The 23,500-nt window shown below is 60.9% G+C and carries 19 protein-coding genes; 12 read left to right on the top strand and 7 right to left on the bottom strand.

Translation table 11 applies throughout. From position 1 onward, the window contains the following. Nucleotides 1-19: 19 nt before the first annotated feature. Complete coding sequence (locus T3A99_RS12020) at nt 20-1,453, bottom strand: PLP-dependent aminotransferase family protein (protein ID WP_047226156.1); 1,434 nt, start codon at nt 1,451-1,453, stop codon at nt 20-22. Nucleotides 1,454-1,632: 179 nt separating this feature from the next. Here T3A99_RS12020 and T3A99_RS12015 point away from each other — a divergent pair, with 179 nt between their 5' ends. Further along, the gene (locus T3A99_RS12015) at nt 1,633-1,878 is read left to right on the top strand and encodes a DUF1127 domain-containing protein (RefSeq protein ID WP_047226155.1); all 246 of its coding nucleotides are present in this window, start codon (nt 1,633-1,635) and stop codon (nt 1,876-1,878) included. A gap of 113 nt (nt 1,879-1,991) precedes the next feature. On the opposite strand, the gene T3A99_RS12010 is transcribed toward T3A99_RS12015, so the two are convergent. Next, entirely contained in the window at nt 1,992-3,305 is a 1,314-nt protein-coding gene (locus T3A99_RS12010; RefSeq protein WP_047226154.1) for an NAD(P)/FAD-dependent oxidoreductase, read from the bottom strand. A 146-nt stretch (nt 3,306-3,451) separates the two neighbouring features. Between T3A99_RS12010 and T3A99_RS12005 the strand changes: the two genes are divergently transcribed. Then, the gene (locus T3A99_RS12005; RefSeq protein ID WP_003206850.1) at nt 3,452-3,805 is read left to right on the top strand and encodes a YkgJ family cysteine cluster protein; all 354 of its coding nucleotides are present in this window, start codon (nt 3,452-3,454) and stop codon (nt 3,803-3,805) included. Nucleotides 3,806-3,818: 13 nt separating this feature from the next. On the opposite strand, the gene T3A99_RS12000 is transcribed toward T3A99_RS12005, so the two are convergent. After that, a complete protein-coding gene (locus tag T3A99_RS12000) occupies nt 3,819-4,307 on the bottom strand; it encodes an Lrp/AsnC ligand binding domain-containing protein (protein WP_003206849.1) in 489 nt (162 codons plus the stop codon). Nucleotides 4,308-4,462: 155 nt separating this feature from the next. On the opposite strand from T3A99_RS12000, the gene dadA reads away from it, so the two are divergent. The 6 genes from dadA to T3A99_RS11970 all read left to right on the top strand — a co-directional run bounded on the left by dadA (nt 4,463) and on the right by T3A99_RS11970 (nt 10,590). Further along, nucleotides 4,463-5,767 carry a D-amino acid dehydrogenase gene (gene dadA, locus T3A99_RS11995; RefSeq protein WP_047226153.1) on the top strand — a complete coding sequence of 435 codons (1,305 nt, stop codon included), beginning with the start codon at nt 4,463-4,465 and terminating at the stop codon, nt 5,765-5,767. Further along, nucleotides 5,739-6,092 (top strand): RidA family protein, encoded by a 354-nt coding sequence (locus T3A99_RS11990; RefSeq protein WP_047226152.1) that lies wholly within the window; start codon nt 5,739-5,741, stop codon nt 6,090-6,092. Before dadA ends, T3A99_RS11990 begins: the two co-directional genes overlap by 29 nt. Before the next feature lie 94 nt (nt 6,093-6,186). Continuing rightward, the gene (alr, locus tag T3A99_RS11985; RefSeq protein WP_139048882.1) at nt 6,187-7,260 is read left to right on the top strand and encodes an alanine racemase; all 1,074 of its coding nucleotides are present in this window, start codon (nt 6,187-6,189) and stop codon (nt 7,258-7,260) included. Between the two features lie 128 nt (nt 7,261-7,388). Beyond that, nucleotides 7,389-7,937, top strand: coding sequence for a cupin domain-containing protein (locus T3A99_RS11980; protein ID WP_047226150.1), 549 nt, complete (start codon nt 7,389-7,391; stop codon nt 7,935-7,937). A gap of 183 nt (nt 7,938-8,120) precedes the next feature. Further along, entirely contained in the window at nt 8,121-8,531 is a 411-nt protein-coding gene (locus T3A99_RS11975) for a c-type cytochrome (protein WP_047226149.1), read from the top strand. Between the two features lie 136 nt (nt 8,532-8,667). Beyond that, nucleotides 8,668-10,590, top strand: coding sequence for an acetyl-CoA hydrolase/transferase C-terminal domain-containing protein (locus tag T3A99_RS11970; RefSeq protein ID WP_322834322.1), 1,923 nt, complete (start codon nt 8,668-8,670; stop codon nt 10,588-10,590). Nucleotides 10,591-10,712: 122 nt separating this feature from the next. Here T3A99_RS11970 and T3A99_RS11965 read toward each other — a convergent pair whose 3' ends face one another. Next, nucleotides 10,713-11,285 carry a xanthine phosphoribosyltransferase gene (locus T3A99_RS11965; RefSeq protein WP_047226147.1) on the bottom strand — a complete coding sequence of 191 codons (573 nt, stop codon included), beginning with the start codon at nt 11,283-11,285 and terminating at the stop codon, nt 10,713-10,715. Nucleotides 11,286-11,354: 69 nt separating this feature from the next. After that, the gene (gene rep, locus T3A99_RS11960) at nt 11,355-13,364 is read right to left on the bottom strand and encodes a DNA helicase Rep (RefSeq protein ID WP_047226146.1); all 2,010 of its coding nucleotides are present in this window, start codon (nt 13,362-13,364) and stop codon (nt 11,355-11,357) included. 276 nt (nt 13,365-13,640) lie between these two features. Here rep and T3A99_RS11955 point away from each other — a divergent pair, with 276 nt between their 5' ends. Next, nucleotides 13,641-15,311, top strand: a complete 1,671-nt coding sequence (locus T3A99_RS11955) for a putative bifunctional diguanylate cyclase/phosphodiesterase (protein ID WP_047226145.1) — start codon at nt 13,641-13,643, stop codon at nt 15,309-15,311. A 41-nt stretch (nt 15,312-15,352) separates the two neighbouring features. On the opposite strand, the gene T3A99_RS11950 is transcribed toward T3A99_RS11955, so the two are convergent. After that, on the bottom strand, nt 15,353-16,750 hold the full coding sequence (locus tag T3A99_RS11950) for a NorM family multidrug efflux MATE transporter (RefSeq protein WP_047226196.1): 1,398 nt from the start codon (nt 16,748-16,750) through the stop codon (nt 15,353-15,355). 159 nt (nt 16,751-16,909) lie between these two features. On the opposite strand from T3A99_RS11950, the gene T3A99_RS11945 reads away from it, so the two are divergent. The 3 genes from T3A99_RS11945 to T3A99_RS11935 all read left to right on the top strand — a co-directional run bounded on the left by T3A99_RS11945 (nt 16,910) and on the right by T3A99_RS11935 (nt 21,989). Continuing rightward, nucleotides 16,910-17,830, top strand: coding sequence for a LysR substrate-binding domain-containing protein (locus T3A99_RS11945; RefSeq protein WP_047226144.1), 921 nt, complete (start codon nt 16,910-16,912; stop codon nt 17,828-17,830). 188 nt (nt 17,831-18,018) lie between these two features. After that, nucleotides 18,019-19,995 carry a methyl-accepting chemotaxis protein gene (locus T3A99_RS11940; RefSeq protein WP_322834321.1) on the top strand — a complete coding sequence of 659 codons (1,977 nt, stop codon included), beginning with the start codon at nt 18,019-18,021 and terminating at the stop codon, nt 19,993-19,995. Between the two features lie 779 nt (nt 19,996-20,774). Continuing rightward, nucleotides 20,775-21,989 (top strand): aldose 1-epimerase family protein, encoded by a 1,215-nt coding sequence (locus T3A99_RS11935; RefSeq protein ID WP_160893879.1) that lies wholly within the window; start codon nt 20,775-20,777, stop codon nt 21,987-21,989. A gap of 6 nt (nt 21,990-21,995) precedes the next feature. Here the strand turns inward: T3A99_RS11935 and T3A99_RS11930 are convergent, their stop codons facing one another. Then, the gene (locus T3A99_RS11930; RefSeq protein ID WP_047226141.1) at nt 21,996-23,489 is read right to left on the bottom strand and encodes a YifB family Mg chelatase-like AAA ATPase; all 1,494 of its coding nucleotides are present in this window, start codon (nt 23,487-23,489) and stop codon (nt 21,996-21,998) included. Nucleotides 23,490-23,500 lie beyond the last annotated feature (11 nt).

The raw sequence follows: 23,500 nt of genomic DNA, 5'->3' as shown, positions 1-23,500 counted from the left end.
CTGCTTCCCTGAGTAAAGCTCAGACGGCGTCGAGTCGGGTTTCGTTCAACAACGCAATGGCCGCGGCGCCGACCTTGCGGACGGCGTCCTCGATCTGTGCCGTTGGTTTGGCAGCGTAGTTCATGCGCAGGCAATTGCGGTACTTGCCCGAGGCGGAAAATATGCTGCCGACCGCCACCTGCACGCCCTGGTCATGCAGGACCCGATTAAGCTTGAGTGTATCGAAGCCTTCGGGGAGTTCGACCCAGAGCATAAAGCTGCCGCGCGGGCGGCTGGCGCGAGTACCCGCTGGAAAATAGCGGCTGACCCAGTCGATCATGACGTCGCGATTGCGTTGGTATTGGCTGCGCATCCGCCGCAAATGCGGTTCGAAGTGCCCGCCCTTGAGAAACTCCGCAATGGCTATCTGCGGTTGCGGTGCGGTGGAGCCGGTGCTGATGTATTTCATGTGCAGTACCCGTTCCAGATAGCGGCCGGGTGCGACCCAGCCCACTCGCAAACCCGGTGCCAGTGTCTTGGAAAAAGAACTGCAGAGCAGGACGCGGCCATCGTCGTCGAAGGATTTGATCGTGCGGGGCCGCGGGTAGGTGTAGGCCAGTTCTCCATACACATCGTCCTCGATAATCGCCACGTCGAAGCGCTGCGCCAAGGTCAGCAACGCGCGTTTGTTGGCCTCGGGCATGATGTAGCCCAGCGGGTTGTTACAACTGGGCGTCAACTGTATGGCCTTGATGGGCCACTGTTCCAGCGCCAGCTCCAGGGCCTCCAGGCTGATGCCGGTCAGCGGATCGGTGGGGATTTCCAGGGCCTTCATGCCCAGGCCCTTGAGGGTTTGCATGGCGCCGTGAAAGCTGGGGGAGTCCACCGCGACGATATCGCCTTGTTCACAGGTGGCGCGGATGCTGACCGACAGCGCTTCGTGACAGCCCGTGGTGACGATCAGGTCGCCGGCTCCCAGTTTGCAACCCGAGTCCAGCGACAGGCGAGCGATCTGTTCGCGCAGCGCGAGGTTGCCGTAGATGTTGTCGTAATACAGGCCCGGCATGTCTTGCCGGCGGCTGATCTGCGCAAGGCTGCGCAACAGCGGTTTCATGGTCGGCGAGTTGATATCCGGCATGCCTCGGCCCAGTTGCACCACGTCTTTGCGTGGTACCGAGCGTATCAGCTCCAGCACCTGGTCCCATTGGGAGATGTCCACCGGTCGTTGGGCTGGGCGACCCACTACCGGCAGGTCCGGCAGTTCACGGCTGGCCGGTACGAAATACCCTGATTTGGGTTTTGGCATCGCCAGCCCGCTGTCCTCCAACACGCGATAGGCCTGCTGCACCGTACTCAGGCTGACACCGTGCTCCATGCTCAGCGCGCGCACTGACGGCAGCCGGTCGCCGGGACGGTAGAAGCCCTGTTCGATGCGGGTGCCGAGCAATTCGGCGAGGTTCACATAAAGGGTCATGGCGCGCTCTCGATGAAGTGGACAACGGTAACCAATACAGTTGCGGCGGAAAAAGACAATTCAGTGTCGAAAAGCCGCAATCTGTATGCATGGAAAACACATTGTTTGAATCTGTATTGATTATGGCCGTCCGCGCATCATGAAAGCTCTGGCTACCCAAGTAAACAGGAGCGATCAAAATGAACGGCTTGAGCGATGTGCGGCTGACGTTACACAGCCAGGAACTGGCGGCGGGGCAGGAAAAGGAGCTACGCAATGCGATGTTGCACAGTGCCCCGTCCAGCCTGAGCCGCTGGGCCCTGTTCTGGCGTCGTCTGCATACACGCAAGGCCTTGTTGGAGCTCACACCGGAACAGTTGCGTGATATCGGGCTGAGCCGAGAGCAGGCGCGGGAGGAGGGCTTGAAGCCGTTCTGGCGGCTTTGAAGCGGTACCGGGCCTGAAACTGCTATCGCGGGCACGCCTTGCTCTTACAGCCCTCTTTCAATCTGTGCGAGCAAGGCGTGCCCGCGATAGCGTCACCAGTAGCGCTGGGCGCTTTAAACCAACTCTTTCAACCGATGCCACAGCATCCCCAGTGCCAACAGTGGCGAGCGCAGATGCTTTCCGCCCGGGAAGGTCATGTGCGGCACCTGGGCGAACAGATCGAAACCACCACTCTGTTGCCCACTGATGGCTTCGGCCAACAGCTTGCCGGCCAGGTGCGTGGCATTCACTCCGTGGCCGGAGTAGGCCTGGGCGTAGTACACGTTGGGCTGATCCTTGAGTCGACCGATCTGCGGCAAGCGGTTGGCGCCGATGCCGATCATCCCGCCCCATTGAAAGTCGATTTTCACCTGCGCCAGTTGCGGGAACACCTTGAGCATTTTCGGACGCATGTACGCGCCAATGTCTTGCGGGTCACGACCCGAGTAATGGCAGGCTCCGCCGAACAGTAAGCGTCGATCCGCGGAAAGCCGGTAGTAATCCAGCGCCACCCGTTGATCACAGACCGCCATGTTCTGCGGCAACAACGCCTGGGCCTGAGCCTCGCTCAAAGGTTCAGTGGCGATGATGTAGCTGCCGGCGGGCAGCACTTTGCCGCTGAGTTCCGGGTTGAGCCCATTGAGGTAGGCGTTGCAGCCCAGCACCAGGGTCTTGGCCCGGACCGCGCCCTGTTGGGTATGCACCTTCACTTCCGGGCCGTAATCAATGCGCGTGACCGCCGATTGCTCGAACAGCCGGACCCCCAGTTGCTGCGCGGCGCAGGCTTCGCCCAAGGCCAGGTTCAGCGGATGCAAATGGCCCGAGCCCATGTCGATCAGGCCGCCGACGTAGCGATCCGAACCCACCACACTGTGCATTTCGTGGGCTTGCAGCAGCCGGGTCTGATGGTGATACCCCAGGCTGCGCAGCTCTTCAGCGTCCTCAGCGAAACCTTCCAGATCGCTTGGCTTGTTGGCGAGGTCGCAATAACCCCAGGTGAGGTCGCAGTGGATCTGAAAGCGCTCGACCCGTTGACGGACGATTTCCACCGCCTCAAGGCCCATGAGCTTCATCTGGCGTACGCCGTCGGCACCGATGACCGGGGCGAACTGATCGAGGCCATGACCGACGCCGCGAATCAGTTGACCGCCGTTGCGCCCGCTGGCCCCCCAGCCGATCTTGTGCGCTTCCAGCAGCACTACGCTCATGCCGCGCTCGGCCAGTTCGATCGCTGTGTTCAACCCCGAGAACCCACCGCCTACCACGCAGACATCCGCCACCAGCTCGCCCTGCAGCAGCGGATGATCCGGTTGCGGCAAGCTGCTGGCGGCGTAGTAAGAGGCGGCGTGCGAATGGCTCGGGACAGGTTGCTGAACACGGGCGTTCATGTGCGTAATCCTGATTATTGTGTTTGAGAAATTTTACGGAGCATAAGCCGGGGATTCGTCCATGGGCAACACCGGTCGGTTGGCGCTGTCTGGGACAGGGCTTTTCGTGCAAAATCCTGCCTTGTCCCGTCTCGGTAGCCGCTTCGATGAGCTGCAACAGTCAAAAAATCCGCACGCTGCGCCAACAGATTCCCTCGTTCGAGTGCGTACCGGGCTGCCATGACTGCTGCGGGCCAGTGACCACCTCGCCCGAGGAAATGGCCCGCTTGCCACGCAAGACTCGCGCCGAACAGGACGCGGCCATGGAAGCGCTCGACTGCGTGCACTTGGGACCCAATGGCTGCACGGTCTATGACGAGCGGCCGCTGATCTGCCGGTTGTTCGGCACCACGGCGACCTTGCCGTGTCCCAATGGCCGGCGGCCGGTGGAACTGATTCATCCGCGGGTCGAGAAGCAGATTCACGAATATATGGCCAGCACCCGGCAGGTATTGGTGTAGCCAAGAACGCCCCTCAATCCGGAATCGGCAGGTTCAAGCTCTCCTTCACTTCTTCCATCACGATGTAGCTCTTGGATTCGCGCACGTGGGGCAGCTTGAGCAGGATGTCGCCCAGCAGCTTGCGGTACGAAGCCATCTCGGAAATCCGCGCTTTCACCAGATAGTCAAAGTCGCCTGACACCAGATGGCATTCGAGCACGTGAGGCAATTTCAGCACCGCGCGCCGGAATTCTTCAAAGGTGTCGCCGGATTTGTAGTCGAGGCTGATTTCGACGAACACCAGCAGACTGCCCTTCAGATGCTGCGGATTGAGCCGGGCGTTGTAGCCCATGATGATTCCCTCGCGCTCCAGGCGACGAACCCGCTCGGTGCAGGGGGTGGTGGAGAGGCCGACCTTTTCCCCAAGCTCCGTAAAGGAAATCCGTCCATCCGCCTGGAGGATGCGCAGGATGTTGCGGTCGATCTTGTCCAGCTCACGTTTGGTCTGAGTGTTGGTCCGCACAGGTGATGCTCCTCCATGAAAAGGGTTTTTGCCGAGAATTCTCGCCAAATATAGGCATTTATATAGTGAAAAGCACTGCCTGATCTTTTCTAAACTGCGCACATTACGGTCTGTACAACAAAACGTCAGCGGTTATCCGCGATGAGGGCTTCAACATGCGCGTTCTGGTTTTAGGTAGCGGCGTCATCGGTACCGTCAGTGCTTACTACCTGGCCCGTGCCGGGTTTGAAGTCGTGGTGGTTGATCGTCAGCCGGCGCCAGCCATGGAAACCAGTTTTGCCAATGCCGGCCAGGTGTCGCCGGGTTATGCCTCGCCGTGGGCCGCACCAGGTGTGCCACTCAAGGCCATCAAGTGGCTGTTGCAGCGCCACGCACCGCTGGCGATCAAAGCCACCGCTGACATCGACCAGTACCTGTGGATGGCGCAGATGCTGCGTAACTGCACTGCCAATCGTTATGCCGTGAACAAGGAGCGCATGGTGCGTCTGTCCGAGTACAGCCGCGACTGCCTCGACGAACTGCGCGCCGAAACCGGGATTGCCTACGAAGGCCGCAGTCTGGGGACCACTCAATTGTTCCGTACCCAGGCTCAGGTTGATGGTGCGGCCAAAGACATCGCCGTGCTGAAAGAGTCCGGTGTGCCCTTCGAAGTGCTGGACCGTGAAGGCATTGCCCGCGTCGAGCCGGCATTGGCCAATGTCACCGACATCCTGGCGGGTGCCTTGCGTCTGCCCAATGACCAGACTGGCGACTGTCAGATGTTTACCACGCGTCTGGCGCAAATGGCCGTAAAACTGGGTGTGGAATTCCGCTTTGGCCAGGACATCCAGCGCCTGGACTACGCCGGTGATCGCATCAACGGCGTCTGGATCGACGGCAAGCTGGAAACCGCTGACCGCTACGTCCTGGCCCTGGGCAGTTATTCACCGCAATTGCTCAAACCGCTGGGCATTCGTGCGCCGGTGTATCCGCTCAAGGGTTATTCCCTGACGGTGCCGATCACCAATCCGGCGATGGCTCCGACCTCGACCATTCTCGACGAAACCTACAAGGTCGCGATTACCCGGTTCGATAACCGCATCCGTGTGGGCGGCATGGCGGAAATCGCCGGTTTTGACCTGTCTCTCAACCCGCGTCGGCGTGAAACCCTGGAGATGATCGTCAACGACCTTTATCCTCAGGGCGGCGATCTGGCCCAGGCCAGTTTCTGGACCGGTCTGCGTCCGACCACTCCGGATGGCACACCGATCGTGGGCGCCACCCCGTTCAAGAACCTGTTCCTGAACACCGGCCATGGCACCCTCGGTTGGACCATGGCCTGTGGTTCCGGGCGCTTGCTAGCGGACCTGATGGCGAAGAAAAAACCACAGATCAGCGCCGAAGGCCTCGATATTTCCCGTTATGGCAGTAAACACCAGGAGTCTGCAAAACATGTCAATCCAGCGCCAGCTCACCAATGACCGCATGAGTCAGGTCGTCCTGCACAACGGCACTGTTTACCTGGCCGGGCAGGTTGGTGACGACATGAGTGCCGGTATCGAACAGCAGACCCGTGAAACCCTGGCCAATATCGAGCGTTTGCTGGACCTGGCCGGGACCGACAAAAATCATCTGTTGTCGGTGACGATTTACCTGAAAGACATCGACGCCCATTTCGAAGGCATGAACGCGATCTGGGACAAATGGCTGCCCAAGGGCGTCGCGCCGGCCCGGGCCACTGTGCAAGCCAAACTGTGCGAACCGGAAATCCTGGTGGAGCTGTCCGTCGTGGCAGCGCTGCCCTAAACCCGGAAAACGATCCCTCTTGCGGTGCTGTTGGTGGTTCATGCCGTCAGCCAGCGCCGTTTTTTTTACCTAGTCCGCCTAGAAGCCTGCCGCCATGCGTCCTGCCCGTGCTCTGATCGACCTTCAAGCCTTACGTCACAACTACCAATTGGCCCGCGAAGTGACGGGGGCCAAAGCTCTTGCGGTGATCAAGGCCGATGCCTATGGGCACGGCGCAGTGCGCTGCGCCGAGGCTTTGCAGGACACGGCCGACGGGTTTGCCGTGGCTTGTATCGAAGAAGCGCTGGAACTGCGGGCCGGCGGGATTCGTGGGCCGGTCTTGCTGCTGGAAGGGTTCTTCGAGGCCGATGAACTGCCGCTGATCGTCGAACACGATTTCTGGTGTGTGGTGCATTCGTTGTGGCAGCTCGAAGCGATTGAAAACGCGACCCTGAGCAAGCCGATTACGGTCTGGCTCAAGCTCGACTCGGGGATGCATCGGGTGGGGCTGCATCCGGCGGATTATCAGGCGGCCTATCGTCGACTGCTGGCCAGCGGCAAGGTGGCGAAGATCGTGTTGATGAGCCATTTCGCCCGCGCCGATGAACTGCACGATCCCAGCAGCACCGAGCAACTGGCCGTGTTCGAGGCGGCCCGCCAGGGGCTGGCGGCGCAGATCAGTTTGCGCAACTCCCCGGCAGTGCTGGGTTGGCCGCAGATACCAAGCGACTGGGTGCGGCCAGGCATCATGCTGTACGGTGCGACCCCCTTCGAGGAAGCCAACGCCGTCGCCGCGCGGCTGCAGCCGGTCATGACTCTGGAGTCCAAGATCATCAGCGTGCGTGAATTGCCCGCCGGCGAGCCGGTGGGGTATGGCGCCCGTTTTGTCACCGCGCAACCGACGCGGGTCGGCGTGGTTGCCATGGGATACGCCGACGGTTACCCGCGCCAGGCGCCGAACGGTACGCCGGTGCTGGTGCACGGGCAGCCTAGTCAACTGGTCGGTCGGGTCTCCATGGACATGCTGTGTGTCGACTTGACGAATATCCCCAACGCCGGGCTCGGTTCGACCGTGGAGCTGTGGGGCAAGACTATCCTGGCCAGTGATGTCGCGAAGGCGGCCGGCACGATTCCTTATCAGATTTTCTGCAACCTGCGCCGGGTTCCACGGCTCTATTCCGGGGGCTGACGCAAAGCGCAATCTACCGAAAGTCGCTTCACCGCACGGGATTGAGGTCAAAGTGTTGTAAATACTGAACGCTGTCGCCATGATAACGCTCACTTTCCACACAACCTGATTCCCTGGAGGCTCCAGCATTGGACGTCGGTGAACGACTGCAATCCATTCGTAAACTCAAAGGCCTTTCCCAGCGTGAACTCGCCAAGCGCGCGGGCGTCACCAACAGCACCATTTCGATGATCGAGAAAAACAGCGTCAGCCCCTCGATCAGCTCGCTGCGTAAGGTCCTTGGCGGGATTCCCATGTCCATGGTCGAGTTTTTCTCCGAAGAAATTCTGCAGGAGAAACCGACTCAGATCGTCTACAAAGCCAATGAACTGATCGACATTTCCGACGGTGCCGTCACCATGAAACTGGTGGGCCGGGCGCACCCCAGCCGGGCGATTGCCTTTCTCAACGAGATCTACCCGCCTGGCGCCGATACCGGTGACGAGATGCTTACCCATGAGGGCGAAGAGACCGGGATTCTGGTGGAAGGGCGGCTGGAGTTGGTGGTCGGCGCCGAAACCTTCGTACTCGAAGCGGGCGATAGCTACTATTTCGAGAGCACCAAGCCACACCGTTTCCGTAATCCGTTCGATGCGCCGGCGCGACTGATCAGCGCAGCCACACCGGCCAATTTCTAGGTAAAGAGGCGCCGTGCCCGGACGGCAAAGGCGCCCGAAGGATGAGCTGTCATGACAAACAAGACCCTTGCGACTTTGGGGTTGTTTCAGTGTGACGGCCTTCCCGCTATACTTGCGCCCGCCTGCAAACCGTGGCCGCAGGCGTGACTAGCCACCATTGAGGGTGTACGCGTGAATCTAATTATGAAAATGCTGGCTGCACCAGCAACCGTATTGGCCCTATGGGCAGCCAGTGTCCAAGCAGCGCCCAACGACGAAATCGCCAAGCGCCTTGAACCGGTCGGCCAGGTCTGCGTTCAGGGGCAGGAATGCAAGGGCATGGAGGTCGTGGCTTCGGCTGGCGGCGGTGGAGCCAAGACGCCGAAGGATGTTATTGCAAAACACTGCAATGCTTGCCACGGCACCGGCCTGCTGGGCGCTCCGAAAATCGGCGACACGGCTGCCTGGAAAGAGCGCGCCGATCATCAGGGCGGCCTCGACGGCATCCTGGCCAAGGCGATCACTGGCATCAACGCCATGCCGCCTAAAGGCACCTGCGCCGATTGCTCGGATGAAGAGCTCATGGGCGCGATCAAAGAGATGTCGGGTCTGTAATAGCCAGCATCTTCCGCAAGAAAGCCGCTTACGAGCGGCTTTTTTGTGCCCGGTGGTTTTACAAAGGCTGTTCATCGCAACCAAGACCCGGCAAGCTCGGTCCAACCCACATTCATGGAATGTCCCGGAGGGTCGGATGGTGCAGTTGTGTTCAATCGAACAGGCGGTGGATGACGTACTCGCGCGCCTGCCAGCGCACATTCATCTGGGCATGCCCCTGGGGTTGGGCAAACCCAATCTGTTCGCCAACGCCCTGTACCGGCGTATCGCGCAACTGCCTGAGCGACAACTGACCATCTACACCGCTCTGAGCCTGGGCCGACCCAATCTGGGCGATGGTTTGCAGAAGCGCTTTCTCGAGCCCTTTATCGAACGGGTCTTTGGCGATTATCCGGAACTGGATTACCTGGCCGATCTGCACCGTGACAGCCTGCCGGCCAACATCCACGTCCAGCAATTCTTCCTGCAACCGGGCAGCCTGTTGCACAGCGCGTCGGCCCAGCAGGATTACGTCAGCAGCAACTACAGCCACGCCGCGCGGGACATCAATGCCGCTGGCTTGAACCTGATCGCGCAACTGGTGGCCAGTGATGCGCAGCATCCTGACCGCCTGAGCTTGAGTTGCAACCCGGACATCACCCTCGACCTGCTGCCGATGGTCACCAAGCGGCGTGCGGCGGGGGAGACCATCCTCATGGTGGGCCAGGTTCACAGTGATCTGCCCTACATGCCCGGTGATGCGGAAGTCGGCATCGACACGTTCGACCTGTTGATCGACGAAAAGGACAGCCACACGCTGTTTTCCACGCCGAACATGCCGGTGGGGTTTCAGGATCATATGATCGGCCTGCACGCCAGTGCCCTGGTGCGTGACGGCGGTACGTTGCAGATCGGCATCGGCTCCATGGGCGATGCGTTGACGGCGGCGCTGCTGGCGCGTCAAGCCGACAATGCCGCTTACCAGGCGTTGCTGGCGGAGCTGAATCTCAGCCAGTGGGCGCAGTTGATCGAGCGTGAGGGCGGGGTCGAACCCTTTGCCAAAGGGTTGTACGGTTGCAGCGAAATGTTCGTCAACGGCTTGCTGGTGCTGGCAGAGGCCGGAATTATCCGGCGCAGGGTCTATCCCGACGAGCCGACCCAGGAACGAGCCAACGCCGGCACCCTCGACGAGGCGGCGCAACCCGATGGCATCTGCATCCATGGCGGATTCTTCCTCGGCCCTCGCAGTTTTTACGAACGCTTGCGCGAGTTGCCCCAGAGTCGGCGCCTCGAATTCAACATGACCCGCATCAGTTACATCAACGAGCTGTACGGCCAGGAAAGACTCAAGCGCCTGCAGCGACTCGATGCACGTTTTATCAACACGGTTTTCACCATGACCTTGCTGGGCGCCGGGGTGGCGGACCAACTGGAAGATGGTCGCGTACTCAGCGGCGTCGGCGGGCAGTACAACTTCGTTGCCCAGGGCCATGCGCTGGAGGGCGGGCGCTCCATTCTGCTTCTGCGCAGTTGGCGCGAGGCGGGGGGCGAGATCAGTTCGAACATCGTCTGGGAATACGGCCATTGCACCATTCCCCGACACTTGCGAGACATCGTGGTGACTGAATACGGTATCGCTGACCTGCGGGGCAAGACTGATGCCGCGGTGATCGAGGCGCTGCTGAACATCAGCGACTCACGCTTCCAGCCGGAGTTGATCGAGCAGGCGCAAAATGCCGGCAAGTTGCCGAAGGATTTTCGCCTCGATCCGCGCTTCGCCGAGAACACCTCGGAACGCTTGCAGGCCATCCAGGCACGGCATCCGAATTTGTTCCCGGAGTATCCGCTGGGCAGCGATTTCGACGGGGTGGAGCGGGACCTGTTGCGGGCGCTGAACTGGCTCAAGAGCAAGTTCAAACTCACCGAAATGCTGGAGCTGGGCAAGGCTGCACTGGATGCGCCGCCGCCGTCGGAGTTTCCCGAGCATTTGGAGCGGATGCAGTTGGCGAGCCCCGAAGGGCTGAAAGAAGAGCTGGGTCAGCGCTTGTTGCTCGCTGGTCTCAAGATCACCGCGCCTTAACGGCCACTTCAAAGCCCCTGTGGGAGCGAGCCTGCTCGCGATAGCGGACTGTCAGTCAACATTGGTGTTGGATGTGCCGGCCTCATCGCGAGCAGGCTCGCTCCCACAGGGACGCAGGGCGATTATTCGATAAAGGTCACGACACCACCGGCCAGCGATTGCACCCGGGCCAACGATTCAACGCGATAGCCTTGGGCATCCAGCTCCGCACGGCCACCCTGGAACGATTTCTCGATCACGATCCCCAAGCCTGCCACGGTGGCGCCGGCCTGCTTGATGATGGAGATCAGCGCCTGGGAGGCTTTGCCGTTGGCCAGGAAGTCATCAATGATCAGTACCCGGTCGCTGCTGGTCAGGTGGCGCGGGCTGATGGCCACGGTGCTTTCGGTCTTTTTGGTGAACGAATACACGGTCGCGGACAACAGGTTCTCCGTCAGGGTCAGAGAGTGTTGCTTGCGGGCGAAAATCACCGGAACGCCCAGGTTCAGGCCGGTCATGATCGCCGGAGCAATGCCCGAGGCTTCGATGGTAACGATTTTAGTGATGCCCGAGTCCTTGAACAGCGCGGCAAATTCGTCGCCGATCAGCTTCATCAATTGCGGGTCGATCTGGTGGTTCAGAAAAGCATCGACTTTCAGAACCTGATCGGAAAGTACGATGCCGTGTTCACGAATTTTCTGGTGCAGGGCTTCCATCAAGCCTCCTTTAATGACGCCTTCGGCGCCCCTGGATTTGGTAAAAAGTTCGGTAAAAAGTAGTCGATTCTAGCGCTTGAGCATCGCTCGTATATCGGCCAGGGCGCTATTGCCGCGAACGGCCTTGACCTCGGTCGGTGTGTCGTCATTGCCTTCCCAGGCCAAGTCGTCCGGCGGCAGCTCATCGAGGAAGCGGCTCGGGGCGCAGTCGATCACCTCGCCGTATTGCTTGCGCTTGGCGGCGAAGGTAAAGGCCAGCGTCTGACGTGCGCGGGTAATACCGACGTAGGCCAGGCGCCGTTCTTCTTCGATGGTGTCGGCTTCGATGCTGGAGCGGTGGGGCAGGATTTCTTCTTCCATGCCCATGATGAACACGTAGGGGAATTCCAGGCCCTTGGAGGCGTGAAGGGTCATCATCTGCACGCCTTCGGCGCCGTCTTCCTCTTCCTGCTGGCGCTCGAGCATGTCTCGCAGCACGAGTTTGCCGATGGCGTCCTCGACGGTCATGTCGCCGTCTTCGTCCTTTTCCAGAGTGTTTTTCAACGCCTCGATCAAGAACCAGACGTTGCCCATGCGGTAGTCCGCGGCCTTGTCACTGGAGCTGTTGGTACGCAGCCAGTTCTCGTAGTCGATGTCCATGACCATGCTGCGCAGCGCCGAGATCGGGTCTTCGCCGGCGCACTGTTCGCGCACCTTGTCCATGAAGCGCTTGAAGCGCGCCAGACGGTCGGTGAAGCGGCTGTCCAGATGCTCGCCCAGGCCGATTTCGTCGGTGGCGGCGTACATCGAGATCTTGCGCTCGGTGGCGTAGTTGCCGAGTTTTTCCAGGGTGGTCGAGCCGATTTCCCGGCGCGGGACGTTGATCACTCGCAAGAAGGCGTTGTCGTCGTCCGGGTTCACGATCAGGCGGAAATAAGCCATCAGGTCCTTCACTTCCTGACGGCCGAAGAAGCTGTTGCCCCCCGAAAGGCGATAGGGGATCTGGTGATGCTGCAATTTCAGCTCGATCAGCTTGGCCTGGTAGTTACCGCGATACAGGATGGCGAAGTCGCTGTACGGTCGGTCGGTGCGCAGGTGCAGGCTGAGGATTTCCATGGCCACGCGCTCGGCTTCGGCGTCTTCGTTGCGGCAGCGAATCACGCGGATCTCGTCGCCGTGGCCCATCTCGCTCCACAGTTGCTTTTCGAACTCGTGGGGGTTGTTGGAGATCAGCACGTTGGCGCAGCGCAGGATGCGGCTGGTGGAGCGGTAGTTCTGCTCCAGCATCACCACTTTGAGCGACGGGTAGTCTTCCTTGAGCAACATCAGGTTTTCCGGCCGCGCACCACGCCAGGCGTAGATCGACTGGTCGTCGTCGCCCACCACGGTGAACTGGTTGCGGATGCCGATCAGCAGCTTCACCAGCAGATACTGGCTGGCATTGGTGTCCTGGTATTCATCCACCAGCAGGTAGCGGACCTTGTTCTGCCATTTCTCGAGGATGTCGGCGTGGTCCTGGAACAGCTTGACCGGCAGCAGGATCAGGTCGTCGAAGTCCACCGCGTTGAACGCCTTGAGCGTGCGCTGGTAATGGGCGTACACGATGGCGGCGGTCTGTTCCTTGGGATTGCGGGCGTTTTCCAGGGCTTGGGGCGGCAGGATCAGGTCGTTTTTCCAGGCGCCGATCATGTTCTTGATCTCGTCCACGCCGTCGTCGCCCGAATATTCCTTTTGCATGATGTCGGTCATCAGCGCCTTGACATCGGTCTCGTCGAAAATCGAGAAACCCGGCTTGTAGCCCAGCCGTGCATGTTCCTTGCGGATGATGTTCAGGCCCAGGTTGTGGAAAGTGCAGACCGTCAGGCCGCGGCCTTCACCAGCGCGCAGCAGGCCGCCAACCCGCTCTTTCATTTCCCGGGCGGCTTTGTTGGTGAAGGTCATGGCGACGATGTACTGGGCGCGGATACCGCAGTTCTGGATCAGGTGCGCGATCTTGCGGGTGATCACACTGGTCTTGCCGGAGCCTGCACCGGCGAGCACCAAAAGAGGGCCGCCGACATAGTTCACGGCTTCTTGCTGCCGGGGATTGAGTCGGGACATGACAGGGTCAGGGAGTCGTTTGCGAAATGGGCCGGCATTTTAACAGGCTCACAGAATTGTGCTGCTCTGTCCGACTTGTGACGCAACACTGCATTGTCATTTGCCGCTTTTGTTACTTTCACGCAGGATGTGGGGCGAATGGGCGTCCAGCGTTCGGCTTCGAGGGTAAGAAAAGCCGTCTGAAGCAAGTGTTTGAGAACCATTGGCATTGGTCATTAGCGGTCAGCAGGTCATAATGCCCTGCGCCTATTACCTTGCAGAGTCTAGGGAGTCAGCTTGTCAACGTCTGTCGAACCCTTGCGTTTGCTGCTATTGGCCGAAGAGCCGGTATGGTCAGCGATTTTGCGCGAGTGCCTGGCCCCCATGGGGCCGTCGGTCGTGTTGATCAGTGCTCCGAGCTGGGAGTCGGTCAGCAGCCTGTTCGAAGACAACCACAACGCGGTGCTGCTGACCGTCGCGGCGTTGCAGCCGGCACCCGGTCGTTGCCGTTTGCCGACGGTCCTGTTGCTCGAGCACGAGCCCACCACTGCACCTGATGGTGTCAGCGATTGGCTGGTACGTGATGTGCTCGATGGCGCCACTCTGCGCCGTTGCCTGCGCCATGTGCGCGAGCGCGGAGTGCTGGAAAACACGCTGCAGCGGCTTGCCGAACAGGATCCGCTGACCGGCATCGCCAATCGCCAGGGCTTCCAGACCCTGCTGGCGGCGCGCCTGGCGGAAAACGAAGGCCGTGGCCTGGCGCTCGGTCATCTGGATCTGGATAACTTCCGTCATGCCAACGATGCCCTCGGCCACCAGGCCGGTGACCGTTTGATCCTGCAAGTAGTGTCGAGGCTCAAAGGTTCGCTTGAAGCCGGCGATCAACTGGCGCGCTTGGGCAGCGACGAATTTGCGCTGCTGATCGACACCCGCCGGGCGCCTCAGCGGGCTGAGTGGATGGCCGAGCGCATCACCGAAGCCATGGCCGAACCCTACTGGGTCGATGGCGAAAGCCTGCTGATCGGTTGCAGCCTGGGGATCGCCCACGCTCGCGCCCAGGCCGGCGCGGACCCGCTGATGTGGCACGCCCATATCGCCATGCAGCAGGCCAAGAGCACCCAGGGCTGCACCTTTCATATCTTCAACGAACGCATCAATCGTAACGCCCGCAGCCTCGCCGACCTAGAGAGCGAGTTGCGGCGGGCGCTGCGGCGCGACGAGCTGGAGTTGCATTACCAACCCCGGCTGAGCCTCGATGGCGGCACCATCGTCGGCCTCGAAGCCCTGGTGCGCTGGCGTCATAACGAACGCGGGCTATTGCCTCCCAGTGAGTTCGTGCCACTGGCCGAACAGAGCGGGCTGATCGTACCGCTGGGCTACTGGGTGATTTCCCGGGCATTGCGGGACATGCAGGCGCTGCGTGAAAGGGGACTGGCGCCCCTGCACATGGCGGTCAACCTGTCGTTCCGGCAGTTCCAGGACAGCCAGTTGCTGCCGACCCTGAGCCGCCTGATCGCCGAACGCGGTGTCGAGGCGCAGTGGTTGGAATTCGAACTCACGGAAACCGCCGTCATGCGCCGCAGCGAACTGGTCAAGCAGACCATGGACGCCCTGGGTCGCCTGGGGGTGCGCTTTTCCCTGGACGATTTCGGCACCGGCTTCTCCTCGTTCGTGCACCTCAACAGCCTGCCCATCGCCTTGCTCAAGATCGACAAGAGCTTCGTGGGTGGCATGGAGCAGCGCGAGGAAAATCGCAAATTGGTCCATGCGATGATCAACCTGGCCCACAACCTCAACCTGGAAGTGGTGGCCGAGGGCGTGGAAACCCGGGAGCAACTGGATTTGCTGCGCGGTTACGGCTGCGACCAGGTGCAGGGCTTTTTGATCAGCAAGCCGTTGCCCCTGGCGGAACTGGTGGAATACCTGACGTTTGACGGCAGCCAGCAGTCGGTGCTGGAAATCGGCTGACACCAAGCCTTGTGGGAGCGAGCCTGCTCCCGCATGGGATTTCAGTCGGCCTGGACAGTTTCAAAGCCCTGGTGCCGCAGAGGCTCACTGCGGATCATTCGCTTCATCTTCCACTCAAATGCCAGGGTCAGGCTCACCGCCGCGCAGGCCAGACCAAGGGCCAGGCCCCACCAGACGCCGGTCGGGCCCCAGTGCAGATGGAAGGCCATCCACCATGCCGCCGGTGCGCCAATCAGCCAATAACAGCCCAGGCCCACCAGGAAGGTGGTCTTGGCGTCCTTGAGCCCACGGATACAGCCCATGGCAATGGTTTGCGCACCGTCGAACAGCTCGAACCACGCCGCTACCGCCAACAGGCTCACCGCCAGCTCGATTACTCCGCGAAACGCCGGATCGTCGTGGTCCAGGAACAAGCCGACCAATGGGTTTGGCAGCAACCAGAACACCATCGCGAACGCCAGCATGACCGCTGCGCCGAAGCCAATTCCGACCCGACCGGCCAGCCGTGCCATCAGCAGTTGCCCGGCGCCATAGTGCTGGCCGATGCGCATGGTGATCGCATATGACATTCCCGCCGGGACCATGAATGCCACCGAGACAATCTGCAGAGCGATCTGGTGCGCTGCCAATGGCGTGCTGCCCATGGTGCCGATGCACAGCGCGGCGAACGCGAACAGCCCGACTTCCACTGCGTAAGTGCCGCCAATGGGCAGACCCAGGCGCCACAGTTCCTTGAGGTACTGGCGATTGGGCCGCGACAGACCATTGAGCAACGGATAAGCGCGGTAGGCTTGATGCCGGTGAATATGCCAGGCCAGGGCCAGAGCCATACAGTTGGCGACGATGGCGGTGACCAGGCCGATTCCCATCAGGCCCAGTTTTGGCAGGCCGAACATGCCGGTGATCAGTGCGTAATTGAGCAGGAAGTTGGCCACCGTGCCGCCGAGACTGATCACCATCACTGGGGTAGCCCGGCCAATGGCGCTGGTAAAGCCGCGCAGGGCCATGAAACTCAGATAGCCGGGCAGGGCGAATGGCAGCACCAGCAGGAACTGGCCGGCGGCCAGGACGTTGGTTTCGGTCTGGCCGAACAGCAACAGTACCGGCTTGAGGTTCCACAACAGGAGCCCGGCCACCAACCCCATCAACCAGGCCAGCCACAACCCGGCCTGAGTCAGTCGGGTGGCGCCTTCGACATCACCGGCACCCTGCCGAATCGCCACCAATGTGCCCACTGCGGCGATCACACCGATGCAGAAAATCGACACGAATGAATAGGTCGCCGCTCCGAGCCCGCCGCCTGCCAGGGCCTCGGGACTCAGGCGCGCCATCATCAGGGTGTCGGTCAGGACCATCAGCATGTGCGCCAACTGCGAGGCAATCAACGGCCCTGCCAGCCGCAGGATAGCCCACAGTTCGATTCGCACCGGATGCCGCATGATCATCACACTCCATGTTCAAACAAGGCTGTAAAACGGCGATTCTCGGCGCTCTCAGCGGTTTGCACAAAAGGATAAAAGCGATCACTGGCATGATTAAAACTCATGCTGATAACTTTCTGATAGGGTGCGTAAATATCGCCATAGGAGCTTTTCCCGATGTCTCGTCGTCTCCCTCCTCTTTATGCGTTACGGGCATTCGAAGCGGCGGCGCGATACAGCTCGTTCACCCGGGCGGCTGAAGAACTATCGATTACTCAAAGTGCCGTCAGCCGGCATATTCGTACACTCGAAGAGCACTTTGCCTGTCGGCTGTTCCAGCGCAGTGGCCGCAACCTGCAGTTGACCGAAGCGGCGCGGTTGTTGCTACCGGGCGTGCGTGAGGGTTTCATGGCGCTGGAACGGGCCTGTCACACCTTGCATGGCGAAGATGGCATCCTGCGCATGAAGGCGCCGTCTACGCTGACCATGCGTTGGCTGTTGGCGCGCCTGAGCCGCTTCCGGCATCTTCAGCCCGGCAATGAAGTGCAACTGACCAGCGCCTGGATGGACGTCGACTCAGTGGACTTCAACACCGAGCCTTTCGATTGCGCGGTATTGCTGGGCAACGGGCATTTTCCTAGCGACTGGGAGGCAAGCTTGCTGTTTCCCGAGGAGCTGATCCCGGTAGGTGCACCGAACCTGTTGAACGACCAGCCCTGGGATGTGGCGCGGTTGGCCAGCGCAGAATTGCTGCATCCCACGCCGGACCGTCGTGATTGGCGCAACTGGCTTTCGCGCATGGGTCTGTCCGATCAGGTCTCGCTCAAGGGCGGGCAGGTGTTCGATACGCTGGAACTGGGCATGATCGCGGCGGCGCGCGGCTACGGCGTGTCCATGGGTGATCTGTTGATGGTGGCCGAGGACGTGGCCCAAGGGCGCTTGAGCCTGCCATGGCCTACCGCCGTCGCCAGCGGCGAGCACTATTACCTCGTCTGGCCGAAAACCCGTCCAGGAGGTGAACGTTTGCGCCGTCTGAGCGATTTTCTCCAGGGCGAAGTGAAGGCCATGCAATTACCCGACGTAAAGCGTCTGGGCTGAATCGATGAAGCTCCCGTGCTAGCCACTTGGCATTATTCCTTCCAAAGCGCTCAAGTATTCGGTTTCGCCGCCGAATGTGTGGAAGTAGTACTTTCGTATTAGAAAGGGACTGCCTACATATCACCCGAATAAAATTGCCGAGTGTGCGACGTGATCAGGATGATCCGGTCACTTGGCTAGGAGCCGTCATGTCTCAACCTCGTGCCCGAATCGCCTCACAGCTGGGCCTAGCCCTTGCCGTGATACTGGCGATCGTGATCTCCGGCAGCACCGTCTTTGCCCTGCGCTCGCTGGACTCCGCCAACCTCGCGACCCGTGAAGAACACCTGGCCAGCGAAGCGCGCCTGATGGCCGACCAGCTCAATACGTTCCATGGCACCCTGCGTGAAAGCACGCAGCGATTGAGCGGGCTGTTCGATAAACGTTTCAGCGCAGGCCTGAGCGTGCACCCGGATGAGCCGGTCGCGGTGGCAGGCGTGCAGGCTCCAACCCTGAGACTGGGCAGCGAAGTGCTGAACAACAACTTCAAGGAAGTTGATGAGTTCAGGCAGACGACCGCCGGAGTGGCGACAGTGTTCGTGCGCAGCGGCGACGATTTCATCCGCGTGAGCACTTCCTTGACCAAGCAGGACGGTACGCGGGCCATCGGCACCTTGCTCGACCGTGCCGGCCCGGCTTATGCCCCGGTCATGAGTGGGCAGAGCTACATTGGTCGGGCCCTGCTTTTCGGGCGCTTCTACATGTCGCAGTACACCCCCGTACGCGATAGCAGCGGTAAGATCATTGCCGTGTTGTATGTGGGATTCGATTACACCGACGCACAGAACGCCCAGTTCGAGAACCTCAAGCGCTTCCGTATCGGTCAGACCGGTTCGCTGGCGGTACTGGATGAGCAAAACAAATGGTTGGTTCCGCCAGCGGGTGTGCAGGCGCTGGAGCAGGCGACCGGAACCATCAAGGAGTTGGTCAAGAAGCCGGGCAAAGGTGTGTTCTGGAGCGATACCGCTGAAGATTTCTACAGCGTTGCCGTGCCGTTCGAGGGCGGTCCGTGGGCGGTGGTGGCGAGCATGCCGAAAGCCGAGATTCGCGCCGTGACCTGGAGTGTCGGTACGCAACTGGCTATCGGCAGCTTGCTGGCCATGTTGCTGGCCGTGGGCTCGGCGGTGTGGCTGCTGCGCAGCAAACTGGCCCCGCTGGGCGATCTGGTGCGTCAGGCCGAGGCGCTGGGCGCCGGCGACCTGAGCGTGCGTCTGAATGTGTCGAGCCACGACGAAATCGGTCAGTTGGCCCGTGCCTTCAACCAGATGAGCCAGGCCCTGTCGACCATGGTCGAACATATCCGCAAGGCCTCGCAAGAGGTCAACAGCCGCGCCCAGGCCCTGTCCGGGTTGTCCAGCGGGGCCTATGAGGGCATGGAGCAGCAGTCCGGCGAAATCACCAGCATGGCTGGCGCAGTGGAAGAGTTCAGCGCGACCTCGTTGAACATCGCCGATAACATGGGCAATACCGAACGCCTGGCCCAGGATAACGCCCAGCAAACCCGCATCGGTCGTACGTCGATGGATGAAGCATCCTCGTCGCTGGAGCAAATTGCTGGCGCACTGAACAGCACTGCCACGGTCATCAACACCTTGGGCCAGCGCTCCCAGGAAATCGGCGGCATCGTCGGGGTGATCACCTCGATCGCCGAGCAGACCAACCTGCTGGCGCTCAACGCGGCCATCGAAGCCGCCCGTGCGGGTGAGCAGGGTCGGGGCTTTGCCGTAGTGGCTGACGAAGTTCGTAGCCTGGCGTCCCGTACCCGTCAGGCCACTGACGAAATTTCCGGCATGATCAATAGCATCCAGCAGGAAACCGGTAACGCCATCAGTACGATGGAAAAAGGCAACTTGTTGATGCAAGAAGGCTTGTCGCGCAATGCCAATGTGGCCTCGGCCCTGGCGCGCATCGACGAGCAAAGCCGTTCGGCAGGCCAGCAATTCGCGGCGATCACCACCGCCACTCAGGAGCAAAGCAGCACCGCGACCCTGCTTAGCAGCAACCTGCAAAGCATCGCCATGGCCAACAGCGAACAGCGCGAAGTGGTCTCGAACCTGGCGATCACCGCCAAGGAACTGGAAAAACTGGCGCAGGACCTGCGCAAAGAGGTTGACCGGTTCCGCTGAGGCGTCCTGCAGACCCATCGCGAGCAAGTTCACCCCAGATCCCTCTGGGAGCGAGCTTGCTCGCGAAGGCGTCGGCATAGCCAACATCCCCGCCACTGACCCACCGCTATCGCGAACAGGCTCGCTCCCACAGGGACTTGGTGGCGAACGAAGATTTTGCGGCCATCCCCGACCAGTGTGGGAGCGGGCTTGCTCGCGAAGGCGTCGGCATAGCCAACATCCCCGCCACTGACCCACCGCTATCGCGAGCAGGCTCGCTCCCACAGAAGCTGGCGGCGAACGAAGATTTTGCGGCCATCCCCGACCAGTGTGGGAGCGAGCCTGCTCGCGAAGGCGTCGGCATAGCCGACATCCCCGCCACTGACCCACCGCTATCGCGAGCAGCTCGCTTCCACAGGGACTTGGCGGCGAACGAACATTTTGTGGGCCATCCCGATCAGTGTGGGAGCGAGCTTGCTCGCGAAGGCGTCGGCATAGCCGACATCCCCGCCACTGACCCACCGCTATCGCGAGCAGGCTCGCTCCCACAGGGACTTGGCGGCGAACGAAGATTTTGCGGCCAGCCCCCGATCAGTGTGGGAGCGAGCTTGCTCGCGAAGGCGTCGGCATAGCCGACATTCCCGCCACTGACCCACCGCTATCGCGAGCAGGCTCGCTCCCACAGAGGCTTGGCGGCGAACGGGCGTTTGCGGTTTTCAAGGTTATCGCTGTTTTTAAGCTTGCTGAAACGTTTCTTCAAGTCTATAAAAACCGCACAACTCCAAGAAAAGGCTGCCCTTATGACTCCGCTCAAACTTGTCATTGCCCTCAGCGCCCTGGGCGCTACGTCCCACGCCATGGCCTGGGATTACGTCCTGCTCGACACCGATAAAGCCGCTCAGCCCTGGAAAATCACCAGCCAGCAGCTAGGCGTGAAAACCGACAAGCCGTTTTCCGTGACAATGCGCACCCTGCATGGCGGTCGGCAGGAAGGCGTCAGCATCGTCGATATCGACAACGGCACGATGAAGCTCTCGGTCGTCCCAACACGGGGCATGAACGTGCTGCAGGCCTCGGTCGGTGAAGTGCGTATGGGCTGGGATTCGCCGGTCAAGGAAGTGGTCAATCCGTCGTTCATCGAACTCAATGGTCGCGGTGGACTGGGCTGGCTCGAAGGCTTCAACGAGCTGGTGACCCGCTGTGGCTACGAATGGGTCGGCCATCCCGGCATGGACAACGGCGAGCTGCTGACGCTGCATGGCCGCGCCGCCAACATCCCGGCCAACAAAGTGACGCTGCACATCGATGAAAAACCGCCCTATGCGATTACTCTGCGGGGCGAGCTGAAGGAACAAGCCTTCAAGAAAGTCGATTTCTCGGTACAAACCGAACTGCTGACCGAGCCCGGCAGCGTGAGCTTCGCACTCAAGGACACGCTGACCAACAACGGCGACTATCCGAAGGAATACCAAGCGCTTTACCACAGCAATTTCAGTACACCGTTCCTGGAGCAGGGGGCTCGCTTCGCGGCGCCGGTCAAGCAGGTCTCGCCGTTCAACGACAAGGCCAAGAGCGATCTGGCGGATTGGCAAACCTACCGAGGGCCAACCAAGGACTACGACGAAACCGTCTACAACGTCGTGCCTTATGCCGATGCCAAGGGCGACACCCTCACCGTGCTGCACAACAAGGCCGGTAGCCTCGGTGTATCAGTGGGCTTCAACACCGGCACGCTCCCCGTGTTCTCCTTGTGGAAAAACACTGATACCCAAGGTCAGGGTTACGTGACCGGGCTGGAGCCGGGCACCAGTTTTTCCTATAACCGCCGGTATCAACGGCCACTGGGCCTGGTGCCCACCATCGCGCCAAAAGAGCAGAAGCAGTTCCAGATCCACTACAGCCTGTTGGCGGACAAAGGTGCCGTGGATAAAGCCCTCAAACGTATCGATGAAATCCAGGGCGCCCAGGAAACCGAAGTACGAAATACGCCGCTGGTGGACCTGAGCAAGCCATGATGCCCATCAGGGCGTGGCGGGCCGGTACTGCAATGCTTCGGCCAAGTGCTCCCGACTGATTCGATCCGCTTGCTCGAGGTCCGCTAGCGTACGGGCGACCTTGAGCAGGCGGTGGGCGGCTCGCAGCGACAGGGTCAGTCGTTCGCAGGCGGTTTCCAGCCAGGTTTCATCGGTTGTGGATAACTTGCAATGCCGACGCAAACCCGGCAGATCCAGGAACGCGTTGGCACAGCCCTGGCGCTTTTGCTGGCGTTCGCGGGCCTCGGCCACTTGCTCGGCTACGGTAGCCGTATCCGCACCGGATTCGCTTTTGGGGCTCAACGCCGTGGCTTCCCGGGCGACGGTCAGGTGCAGGTCGATGCGGTCCAGTAAGGGGCCGGAGAGTTTATTGCGGTAGCGCTGCACCATGTCCGGCGTACACGAGCATCGGCCACTGGTCTCGCCAAGGTATCCACAGGGGCAGGGATTCATCGCCGCCACCAACTGGAAACGCGCCGGAAAGCGCACCCGGTCACGAGCGCGCGAAACCACGATGTGGCCCGATTCCAGCGGCTCCCTCAAGACCTCAAGAACCTTGCGGTCGAACTCCGGCAGTTCATCGAGAAACAGCACGCCATGGTGGGCGAGGGTGATCTCTCCCGGTTGCGGCTTTGAGCCGCCACCCACCAGCGCCGGGCCGGACGCCGAGTGATGCGGTTGACGAAACGGGCGCTGCGGCCAATGGCTCAACGGTACGCAACTGGCGACCGACTGAATCGCGGCGACCTCCAGGGCTTCACTTTCAGCCAGTGGCGGCAACAACCCCGGTAAACGGCTTGCGAGCAGTGTCTTGCCGGTGCCTGGTGGTCCGCTGAACAACAGGTTATGGGCTCCCGCAGCGGCGATCAGCAATGCGCGCTTGGCCCCGACCTGGCCTTGTACTTCATTCAGGTCAGGATAGGGCTTGCTCGCCGAGAGTAGCCCGTTGGAAACATAAGGCACCACCGGGGTATGGCCATTGAAGTGGGCTACCGCTTCGAGCAGATGATCCACCGCGATCACCTTCAGCCCCGATGCCAGACAGGCTTCCTCGGCATTCGCTCGCGGCACCAGCAGCGTACGCCCGGCCTTGCGCGCCGCCAGCGCCGCGGGCAACACACCGCGCACCGGGCGCACCGCGCCGGACAACGCCAACTCCCCGAGACATTCCACATCGTCCAGCATCAGGGTTGGCACCTGTACGCTGGCCGCCAGGATCCCCAGGGCAATCGCCAGGTCGAACCGCCCGCCGTCCTTGGGCAGATCCGCCGGCGCCAGGTTCAGCGTGATGCGCCGCGCCGGGAAATTCAGGCCCGAATTGATGATCGCGCTGCGTACCCTGTCCTTGCTTTCCTTCACCGCCGCTTCAGGCAAGCCGACCATCGTCAGTGATGGCAAGCCATTGGCCAGATGGACTTCAACGGTAACGGCAGGAGCCTCCACCCCCACCTGGGCGCGGCTATGGACAATGGCGAGCGACATGCAATCGTTCC

The organism is Pseudomonas sp. N-137 (genome assembly GCF_034555295.1).
In the GTDB taxonomy this organism is placed as follows: domain Bacteria; phylum Pseudomonadota; class Gammaproteobacteria; order Pseudomonadales; family Pseudomonadaceae; genus Aquipseudomonas; species Aquipseudomonas rhizophila.
The sequence above is the reverse complement of the archived record's forward strand: the minus strand, read 5'-3'. Positions and strand labels throughout refer to the sequence as shown.